This window comes from Variovorax sp. 01T439_2, from assembly GCF_056398445.1.
The window spans coordinates 1-8,943 of the sequence record NZ_JBFTPJ010000252.1 but is presented as its reverse complement, the minus strand read 5'-3'; the positions used below and the strand labels follow the sequence as shown (position 1 = coordinate 8,943).

Genomic DNA, 8,943 nt, shown 5'->3' with positions numbered 1-8,943 from the left:
GTGTATGCCTATGCCGGATTCCCGCGCAGCCTCAATGCGCTGGGCGAACTGATGAAGGTCGTGGAAGCCCGCAAGCAGCGCGGTGCCCAGGACAAGCAGGGCCAACTGCCCTCGCGCCCCATTCCGAAGGGCGACGCACTGCTGGCGGCCGGCACGGCCAACCAGACGAAGCTCGCCGGAGCGCCGGTCAAGGGCGCATTGTTCGATTTCGCGCCGGCCATCGACGAATACCTGAAGACGCACCTCTTCGGCGATGTGTTCGAGCGCGACAACCTCGACTGGCCGAGCCGCGAGCTGGCGACGGTCGGCATGCTGTCGGCGCTTGCGGGCGCCGAATCCCAGCTTCAGTCGCACATGCGCATCAGCATGAACGTGGGCATCAGTGCCGCCCAGCTCGACCAGCTGGCGCAGGTGCTTGCAGAGCGCGTGGATGCGGAGATGGGCCGCAGGGCTCGCGAGGCGCTGGCGCGCCAGCTGGCCACGCGCGCTGGCAGCTGAAGCGGGACTCGATGCGACCGCACCATTGCCTGCATCAGGCGTCACCGCGGCGGCGCCGCAGCCGGCGGGCGGCTTGGATGCCGAGATTGGTCCGATCGAATTCCGGCCATCGAGCTCCCGCGGCCCTTACTCCGCCTGGATCCCCGCCTCCTTCACCACCCTGCCCCACTTGGCAAGATCGGACTTGATCAGTGCCGCGTATTCCTGTGGCGTGCCGCCCTGTACCTCGATGCCGGCGGCCTCCAGCTTGGTCCGCACGTCGGTCAGCTTAAGCGCCGCGTTGATCTCGGCATTCAGCTTGGCGACGACAGCCTTGGGCGTGCCGGCCGGCGCCAGGAAGCCGCCGTTCGTGTTGGCGTCGTAGCCCTTCAATCCCTGCTCGTCCGCAGTCGGCACGTCGGGCAGCGAGCTTGTCCGCTTGCGCGTCGAGACTGCCACGGCGCGCACATTGCCGGCCTTCACCTGCGGCTGGATGGCACTGATGGTGTCGATGAAGAGCGCGGTGCGCCCGGCCAGCAGGTCCGGGTGCGCGGCGGAAGAACCCTTGTAGGGCACCAGCAGCATCGGTGCGCCGCTGGCCATGCGGAACATCTCGGCCGCCATTTCCTGCGCGCTGCCGCGGCCGGAGGTGGCAACCTTGGCCTCGTCCGGATGGGCCTTCATCCACGCCACCAGCTCCGGCAGCGTCCTGGCCGGAAGCTGCGGGTAGATGGCAAACACCAGTGGAACCTCATGGCTGTAGACGATGGGCTCGAAGCTTTTTTCCGGATCCCAGCCGAGGTTCCTGAACAGGAACTTGTTGATGTTGTGGCTGCCGCCGACGATGCCGATGGTGTAGCCGTCGGGCGCCGACTTGGCGAGCACGTCGGTGCCCAGGTTGTTGGAAGCGCCGGGCCGGTTGTCGACGATCACCGGCTGGCCCATCGACACCGCGAGCTTGTCGCCGACGACGCGGGCAATGGTGTCGATCGCACCGCCCGGCGGCGCGGGCACGACGATCTTGATGGCGCGCGCCGGGTAGGCCGCATCGGCCGATGCGGCGATCGGCATTGCCGCGAGCGACGCCGAGACGGCAAGGATCTTGACCAGGGATGTGAGCTGCATGGATGTCTCCTCTTGGGGGTGGGTCTGTGTCTCTTTCGAAAGGAAAGCCCGGCTCGCCGCGCTCACTCGATCGTGATCTTGCGGCTGCGGATGATCTGGGCGTAGCGGCGCTTGTCGCCGTCGATCAGCCGCGCGAACTCCTGCGGCGATGTGGCGCGCGGCACGCCGCCCAGCCCCACGAAGCGCGCCTTGACCGATTCGTCGGCCAGCACGGCGCGCAGGTCGGCGGCGATCTTCTCCACCACCTCGGGCGGCGTGCCCGCCGGTGCGAGCAGGCCGATCCAGGAGATCGCGTTGAAGCCGGGCGCCACGCTTTCGGCGAGCGTGGGCACTTCGGGAAACGCCGGCACGCGCTTGTCGCCGGTCACGGCCAGCGCACGCAGCTTGCCCGCCTTGATGTGGCCGGAGGCCTCGAGCACGGTCATGAACGACAGCTGCACATGGCCCGCGAGCAGGTCGGCGATGGCCGGCCCGCCGCCGCGGTAGGGCACATGCAGGATGAAGGCACCGGTCTGGTCCTTGAACATCTCGGCCGCCAGGTGCGGTGCGCCGCCGGCGCCCGAGCTGCTGTAGCTCATCTGGCCCGGCCTGGCCTTGGCCAGCGCCACGAATTCGGCCGCCGTCTTCGCCGGAACCGCTGGATTCACCATCATCGCCAGCGGCAGTTCGGCCACCAACGAGACGGGCGCAAAGGCCTTGTCGGCGTCGTAGGGCAGCTTGGGATACAGCAGCGGATTGATCGCCTGCGTCCCGATGTTGCCCAGCAGCAGCGTGTAGCCGTCCGGCCTGGACTTGGCGACGAAGTCGGCGCCGATCTGCCCGGCGGCACCACCCTTGTTCTCCACGATCACAGGCTGGCCCCAGCGCCGGCCCAGCTGCTCGGCGATGACGCGGCCGCCGGTGTCCGTCCCGCCGCCCGGCGGGAACGGCACCACCAGCGTGACGGGGCGCGAAGGAAAAGTCTGCGCGAAGCCCGGCGCCTGGATGGCGCAGAGGGCAAGGGCCAGGGGAATGGCAAGGCGTCGAATGAACAAGGATGTCTCCATTTATAGGTTTGATGCGCGGCCGCTGCGCCGCGAAGGCGGATGGATGCTCAGGTGGTCAGGCTCATGGCCGGGCGCTCGCCGGCCAGGGCCTGGGCAACGCTGGCCAGCACCATCTCGGCCATGGCGGTGCGGGTCTCCCAGGTGGCGCTGGCGCGGTGGGCCTGCAGCGTCGTGCGCTCGGACTGGCGCAGCGCCAGCGGCACGCGCGGCTCGTCGACGAACACATCCAGCCCCGCACCCGCAATGCGGCCGTCGACCAGCGCCTGCGTGAGGTCGGCTTCGTTCACGAGCCGGCCGCGCGCGACGTTGACCAGGAATCCGCGCGGGCCCAGCGCGTCGAGCACGGCCGCGTCGACGATGCCTTCGGCCCGGTCCGCGGCGGCGCACAGCACCAGCGCATCCGATTCGCGCGCCAGGTCCACCAGGCTCGGCATGAAGCTGCAGGCAACGTCGTCCATCGGGCGCAGGTCGGTGTAGCGGATGGGGCAACCGAAGGCAGCCGCCCGCACCGCCACGGCGCGGCCCACCCGCCCCATTCCGACGATGCCGATGCGCATGCCGCTGAAGCGGCGGGCAAGCGGAATGGCGCCGGGCTGGGGGTGGCGCTCCCATTGGCCGTCCCGCACGAAGCGGTCGCCCGCGCACAGGTTGCGGCAGGCCGCGATCAGCAAGCCGATGGCGAGGTCGGCCACGTCTTCGGTGAGCGCGCCCAGCGTTGCGGTGACGGGCAGGCCGCGCTCCCGGCAGTACGCCAGGTCCACGGCGTCGGTGCCCACGCCATTGACGGCCACCACCTTGAGGCTGGGCAGCTGCTCCAGCATGGCGCGCGAAATGCCGGTGTGCCCACCGGTGATCACGGCGTCGATCGATGCACCGTGCTGGCGCAGCCAGCCCTCAGGATCGGGCAGCTCGAAGTGCTTGTGCACGGCGTAGAGCGAGGCGAGCTTGTCGTTGACTGCGGGGATCAGGATCGGATTGAGTTGAAGGACTTGGGGTTTCATATCGCTGTTCGGGAACGCTCTTCACGGAGCCGGGCCTATGCTATGAATAGATTGACATACTGGTCAATCTTGATACATATAATCAATAGAAATTGACTCTCACGACCCGCCCATGGCTTCCTGGATTTCGATGACCGAGGCGTGCAAGCTCCTGGGCGTGCAGCCCCAGACGATCTACGCGTACGTGAGCCGCGGCAAGCTCGAGGTCATGCCCGACCCGGCCGACACGCGGCGCAGGCTCTACCGCACCGAGGACGTGGCCGGCCTGGCCAGGCGCAAGCAGGCCGGCCGCAAGCACGAGACGCTGGCCGCCAACACGCTGTTCGGCTCGGAGCCCAGCATTCCCACGGCCCTCAGCGCGTTCTCGCGCGGGCGGCCGTACTACCGCGGCCGCGATGCCGTGCGCATGGCCCGGACCGCCACGCTCGAAGATGCGGCGCAACTGTTGTGGGGCGCCGAACATGCCGTCGACTTCACCTGCATGGCGTCCCTGCGTTCCGGCAAGCCCGGGCGAGGCGCGGCCTTCGCGGCCTTGGCCAGCCTGGCGGCCGCCGGCCATTCCACCGGGGGCCGCCTGACCCGGGTGCTGCATGCCGAAAGCCAGGACCTGGTGGGCCGGCTGGCCAATGCGTTCGGCGCATCACCGGGCCATGAGCCGCTGCATCTTCGCTTTGCGAAAGGATGGAAGCAGCCCGCCAAGGTGGCCGATCTGCTGCGAACGGCCCTGGTGCTGCTGGCCGATCACGAACTGACCAGCTCGGCCTTTGCCGCGCGCATTGCCGCTTCGACGGGCGCCTCGCTGCCCGCATGCCTGCTTGCGGGATTGACCACGCTCTCCGGCCCCTTGCACGGCGATGCCTCGGGACGCGTGCGCGCGCTGTTCAGCGAGGTGGAACGGCTGGGCGAAGACCAGGTGCTCGCCCACCACCTCTCGAACGGCCTGTCGCTCGCCGGATTCGGCCATCACCTCTACCCCGACGGCGACCCGCGCGCGGCCGCGCTGCTGGCCTTGTTCGAGCCTCCCAAGGTGATTGCGCGCTTCATCGCAAAGGTGACCAAGCTGACCGGCCTGCAGCCCAACATCGACGTTGCGCTGGCCGCCATGGCCGCGCACCATCGGCTGCCTGCCGATGCGGCCTTCGGCCTGTTCGCCACTGCGCGCAGCGTCGGGCTCCTGGCGCACAGCCTGGAGCAGCTGGGCACGGCGCAGGTGATCCGGCCGCGCGGGCGCTATGTGGGGCCGGTGCCCGAGGCGCTTGGCGCGTAGCTGCCCGTACTTTCCGGCCAGGCCGTCAGCACTTCATACCCGTCGGGCGTGACGGCCACCATGTGCTCCCACTGGGCAGACAGCGACCGGTCCCTGGTCACGACGGTCCACCCGTCGGGCAATTGCCTGGTCTCGCGCCTGCCTGCGTTGAGCATCGGCTCGATGGTGAAGACCATCCCCGGCTCCAGCTCGAGGCCTTCCCCGCGCTGCCCGTAGTGCAGCACTTGCGGTTCGTCGTGGTAGATCCGGCCGATGCCGTGTCCGCAGTATTCGCGCACCACGCTGAATTGCTCGCGGTGAGCGACCGACTGGATCGCATGGCCGATATCGCCCAGGGTCGCTCCGGGCCTGACCTGCCGGATGCCGGCCAGCATGGCCTCGTACGTCGTCTCCACCAGGCGCCGAGCCAGCACGCTGGGCGCGCCGACGAAGTACATGCGGCTGGTGTCGCCGAACCAGCCATCCTTGATGACGGCGACATCGATGTTGACGATGTCGCCCTTCTTCAGGATCTTGGCCGGCGACGGAATGCCATGGCAAACCACCTGGTTGACGGAGGTGAGGATGGTTTTGGGATAGCCCTGGTAGCCCACGTTGGCGGGAATGGCGCCCTGCACGTTCACGATGTGGTCGTGGCAGATCCGGTCGAGCGTTTCCGTGCTCACCCCCGGCACCACGTAGGGCTCGACCATCTGCAGCACCTCCGCGGCAAGCCTGCCGGCGCGCCGCGCCATCGCGAGTTCCTCGGCGGACTTGATGGGAACGCCGTGCGCCACTAGTGCTTCCCCGTCGCGGATCCGCGGGGCTTGCCGGGCTGGCTGGTGACGGCCGCGGCAATGTCCAGGCCGCCCGCGAGTTCAGCCTGTATCAGCAGCTGGCAGACTTCCCGGTAGTCCAGTTCCGGATGCATCTCGGTCAGCATGCCGACCCGCATCCAGTGCTCTGCCTGTGCATTGATGGACCTGCTCAGGGCGTTTCCCGCCACCCGCAGGTTCTCATGCATCAGGTCCGAAATCTTCACGATGCCCATCGCTTGCCTTTATATGAAATGTGCGTGGATTGTATATGTTTTGGATGGTCCCGCAATGATCCGGCGGATGAGCCCCGGCAACACCCGCGGGCGGCGCGCCGCTGGCAGAAACCGCGGCTTCATTGGCATTGCCGCGCGGCCTTGCAATTCCTAGACTCGCCCTCTTCGGCCACGCCTGCAGGAGACGCAGCATGTCAAAGCTTCGATTCAGGATCTCGATGTCGCTGGACGGTTTCGTCGCCGGGCCGAACCAGAGCTTGCGGGAGCCGCTGGGCATCGGCGGCGAGCAGTTGCACGAGTGGGTGTTCCCGCTCGAAGCCTGGCGGCGTCCACATGGCCTGGAGGGCGGCGTGGTGAACGAGAGCACGCCGGTGGTGGAGGAAGAGCTTGCCGGCATCGGCGCGACCATCATGGGCCGCAACATGTTCGGCGTCGATGAAATGCAGCTCCACCTGGCGCCGATCCTGCTCGGCGGTGGCGAGCGCCTGTTCGACAATGCCGAGGCGCTGGGCGCCCTCGCGCTGGCGAAAACGGTCACAGCGCCGGATGCGATTCACATGAAATTCAAAAGGCGGCCATGACTGCTCGGCATCTTTCCCTGCCCGCCGTAAAAGGCGGCCTGCTCGCACTGCTTGCCGCCGTTCTCTTTGGCGTCAGCACGCCGCTGGTCCAGCATTTCGGCAAGGGACTGGGTGCCTTCACCACCGCCGCACTGCTGTATGCGGGCGCGGCGGCCGTCGGCTTCGCGTCCCGCCAGCGGGTAGAACGCGAGGCCCGGATGGTGCGCGGCGATCTTCCGCGGCTCCTGTCCATGGCGGCTTTCGGCGCGGTGCTCGGCCCCGTCGCTCTGGCCTGGGGACTGCAGCACACGAGCGGGACCAGCGCATCGCTGATGCTGACGCTGGAAGCGCTGTTCACCGCCCTGCTGGCGCGCCTGCTCTACCAGGAGACGATGGACCGGCGCGTATGGGGTGCCATGCTGCTCCTGCTTGCCGGAGGCATCGCGCTGGTCCTCGACCAGGGACGCAGCGGCAGCACGCAGCTCTGGGGAATGCTGGCCGTGCTCGTCGCGACCGCGGCCTGGGGCATGGACAACACGCTCTCGCGCGCGCTGGCCGAGCGCGATCCGGGGCAGGTGGTGCTGGGCAAGGCCGCCATCGGCGCCACGGCGACGGCCTTGCTGGCGTGGCTGTTCGGCGAGCCGATGCCTGCGTCGAGCGCCGCGCTGGTCCTGCTCGCGGTCGGCGCCAGCGGCTATGGCCTGAGCCTTCGCTTCTACCTGCTCGCGCAGCGCGCCTTCGGGGCGGCGCGGACCGGCTCCGTCTTTGCCTTTGCGCCGTTCATCGGCGCCGCCTTTGCCATTGCGCTGGGCGACCGGAGCGGGACTTGGGTGATGGCGGCGGGCGGGCTTCTGATGATGCTGGGCGTGGCGCTGCACCTGGCGGAGTCGCATGGCCACGAGCACACGCATGAGCGCATGGAGCACGAGCATGCGCACCGCCACGACGACGGCCACCATGACCACACCCACGATGTGCTCCCCGTGGGCTCGCACAGCCATCCGCATGTGCACGAGCCCGCTCGCCACGCGCACGCCCACGTGCCTGACGCCCATCACCAGCACATCCACTGAGCCGGTGCCCGGGCGTGCGCGTCCGGGCGGACCCATTCAGGGCGCCGCGCCTTGCACGCCGGCCCTGGCTTCGAGCGGCCCGCCCGCCGCCTGCCAGCCGTCGATGCCGCCGCGCAGGTAGCGTGCATTCAGGCCTGCCGCGCGCAGCCGCATGGCGGTGCTGCGCCCCACCTCGTGGCCATAGACGCAATACACCACCACGTCGCTGCCGGCCGGCAGTTCGGAGGCCCAGCTGTCGACCGCGGCCGGATCGCGCCAGCGCGCCCCTGGAAGCATCGCGGCGGCCCGCTCGAACACCCCGGCGCGGCGCACGTCGAGCAGCACCGATCCGGCGATCTCGTCCTGCGTGGCGCCGAAAGGCTCGCTGGCCGCATGCACGGCCTGCTGGTAGCGCGCGTAGACCTGCCCCCAATGGATGTTGTCCATGAAGGCATCGACGTACGCGCCCGCCGCGGCGCCATGGTCGAGGTGGTAGGCGTGCTCGTACATGTCCAGCGCAAGGATGGGCGTGGCGCCTGCCAGCGCATGGGTGTGGTCGGCGGCCCATTGGTTGACCAGCGTGCCCTCGCGCGGCTGGAACGCGAGCAGCACCCAGCCCGAGCCGCCGCCGAGCGCCTTGCCCAGGGCCGCGAATTCCTCGCGCCATCGCTCGGCGCTGCCGAAGCTGGCCGCCAGTGCCAGCGCCATGGCGGGTTCCATCGATTGGCCGTCGCCGCCGAGCGACGCGAAGTACAGCTCGTGCAGCAGCATCGAGTTGCTCGCGATCAGTTCCTCCCGCTTGAGGCCGTTGAGCTGAAAGCCCGGCGTGGATGCAAACGGCGTCGCGGCGAGCTGCGCGCGGATGGCGTTGAGGCGCTTCACCGCCCCGCCGTAGTTGTTCTGGTGATGGCTCGCGAGCAGTTTTTCCGACAGGCCGCGCAGCATGGCGGGGTCGAAGGGCAGGGGTTGAATCCGGGCGTCCATGAGTGGCTCCTTCAGCGCAGTTGGGGAAACAGCAAGGTCACCGCCAACCCGATGCCCGCGCAGGCACCGAGCAGCGGCATCACGCCGACCTTGAAGCGGAACAGCGCGGCGGCCGCCGCCAGCGCGATCGCCGCGGAGACCGCATCGAGGCGGCCGCCGAAGCCCTGCGGCCACAGCACGTGGTACGCAAAGAAGAGCGCCAGGTTCAGGATCACGCCCACCACGGCCGCCGTGATGGCCGACAGCGGCGCCGTGAAGCCCAGCTTGCCGTGCGTCGCCTCGATGGCGGGTCCGCCGGCCAGGATGAAGATGAACGACGGCAGGAAGGTGAAGAAGGTGACGACCGTCGCGGCGAGCGCGCCCGCAAGCAGCAGCGAGTCGGGCCCGAGCACCTGCTTCAG

At 68.8% G+C, this 8,943-nt stretch carries 11 protein-coding genes; 4 read left to right on the top strand and 7 right to left on the bottom strand.

The window, feature by feature from the left end:
- The coding region (locus AC1DOC_RS13925; RefSeq protein ID WP_478129948.1) for a carboxymuconolactone decarboxylase family protein at positions 1-498 on the top strand (498 nt) is incomplete at its 5' end.
- A 126-nt stretch (positions 499-624) separates the two neighbouring features.
- Here AC1DOC_RS13925 and AC1DOC_RS13920 read toward each other — a convergent pair.
- The 3 genes from AC1DOC_RS13920 to AC1DOC_RS13910 form a co-directional block, all read right to left on the bottom strand.
- Positions 625-1,602: a tripartite tricarboxylate transporter substrate binding protein gene (locus tag AC1DOC_RS13920; RefSeq protein ID WP_015865800.1), complete on the bottom strand. Its 978-nt coding sequence runs from the start codon at positions 1,600-1,602 to the stop codon at positions 625-627.
- A gap of 62 nt (positions 1,603-1,664) precedes the next feature.
- Positions 1,665-2,648, bottom strand: a complete 984-nt coding sequence (locus AC1DOC_RS13915) for a Bug family tripartite tricarboxylate transporter substrate binding protein (protein ID WP_478081373.1) — start codon at positions 2,646-2,648, stop codon at positions 1,665-1,667.
- A 47-nt stretch (positions 2,649-2,695) separates the two neighbouring features.
- Positions 2,696-3,649, bottom strand: coding sequence for a 2-hydroxyacid dehydrogenase (locus tag AC1DOC_RS13910; RefSeq protein WP_478081374.1), 954 nt, complete (start codon positions 3,647-3,649; stop codon positions 2,696-2,698).
- A 112-nt stretch (positions 3,650-3,761) separates the two neighbouring features.
- Here AC1DOC_RS13910 and AC1DOC_RS13905 point away from each other — a divergent pair, with 112 nt between their 5' ends.
- Positions 3,762-4,916, top strand: coding sequence for a citrate/2-methylcitrate synthase (locus AC1DOC_RS13905; RefSeq protein ID WP_015865803.1), 1,155 nt, complete (start codon positions 3,762-3,764; stop codon positions 4,914-4,916).
- Here AC1DOC_RS13905 and map read toward each other — a convergent pair.
- On the bottom strand, positions 4,880-5,692 hold the full coding sequence (gene map, locus AC1DOC_RS13900) for a type I methionyl aminopeptidase (protein WP_015865804.1): 813 nt from the start codon (positions 5,690-5,692) through the stop codon (positions 4,880-4,882). The two genes, AC1DOC_RS13905 and map, sit on opposite strands and share 37 nt — an antisense overlap.
- Positions 5,692-5,946: a ParD-like family protein gene (locus tag AC1DOC_RS13895; RefSeq protein WP_015865805.1), complete on the bottom strand. Its 255-nt coding sequence runs from the start codon at positions 5,944-5,946 to the stop codon at positions 5,692-5,694. Before AC1DOC_RS13895 ends, map begins: the two co-directional genes overlap by 1 nt.
- A gap of 218 nt (positions 5,947-6,164) precedes the next feature.
- Here AC1DOC_RS13895 and AC1DOC_RS13890 point away from each other — a divergent pair, with 218 nt between their 5' ends.
- On the top strand, positions 6,165-6,527 hold the full coding sequence (locus tag AC1DOC_RS13890) for a dihydrofolate reductase family protein (RefSeq protein ID WP_478129947.1): 363 nt from the start codon (positions 6,165-6,167) through the stop codon (positions 6,525-6,527).
- The gene (locus AC1DOC_RS13885) at positions 6,524-7,579 is read left to right on the top strand and encodes a DMT family transporter (RefSeq protein WP_015865807.1); all 1,056 of its coding nucleotides are present in this window, start codon (positions 6,524-6,526) and stop codon (positions 7,577-7,579) included. The genes AC1DOC_RS13890 and AC1DOC_RS13885 overlap by 4 nt, the downstream gene beginning before the upstream one ends.
- Before the next feature lie 36 nt (positions 7,580-7,615).
- Here the strand turns inward: AC1DOC_RS13885 and AC1DOC_RS13880 are convergent, their stop codons facing one another.
- Positions 7,616-8,542 carry a Fe-Mn family superoxide dismutase gene (locus AC1DOC_RS13880; RefSeq protein WP_015865808.1) on the bottom strand — a complete coding sequence of 309 codons (927 nt, stop codon included), beginning with the start codon at positions 8,540-8,542 and terminating at the stop codon, positions 7,616-7,618.
- 11 nt (positions 8,543-8,553) lie between these two features.
- Positions 8,554-8,943 (bottom strand): chromate transporter (locus AC1DOC_RS13875; protein WP_478129946.1); only part of this gene is annotated, 390 nt, incomplete at its 5' end.

Excerpts from the sequence above, each read along its gene's own strand:
- AC1DOC_RS13920 (WP_015865800.1), bottom strand. The coding sequence starts at position 1,602 with ATGCAGCTCACATCCCTGGTCAAGATCCTTGCCGTCTCGGCGTCGCTC.
- AC1DOC_RS13885 (WP_015865807.1), top strand. The coding sequence starts at position 6,524 with ATGACTGCTCGGCATCTTTCCCTGCCCGCCGTAAAAGGCGGCCTGCTC.
- AC1DOC_RS13890 (WP_478129947.1), top strand. The coding sequence starts at position 6,165 with ATGTCGCTGGACGGTTTCGTCGCCGGGCCGAACCAGAGCTTGCGGGAG.
- AC1DOC_RS13880 (WP_015865808.1), bottom strand. The coding sequence starts at position 8,542 with ATGGACGCCCGGATTCAACCCCTGCCCTTCGACCCCGCCATGCTGCGC.
- AC1DOC_RS13895 (WP_015865805.1), bottom strand. The coding sequence starts at position 5,946 with ATGGGCATCGTGAAGATTTCGGACCTGATGCATGAGAACCTGCGGGTG.
- AC1DOC_RS13910 (WP_478081374.1), bottom strand. The coding sequence starts at position 3,649 with ATGAAACCCCAAGTCCTTCAACTCAATCCGATCCTGATCCCCGCAGTC.
- AC1DOC_RS13915 (WP_478081373.1), bottom strand. The coding sequence starts at position 2,648 with ATGGAGACATCCTTGTTCATTCGACGCCTTGCCATTCCCCTGGCCCTT.
- AC1DOC_RS13905 (WP_015865803.1), top strand. The coding sequence starts at position 3,762 with ATGGCTTCCTGGATTTCGATGACCGAGGCGTGCAAGCTCCTGGGCGTG.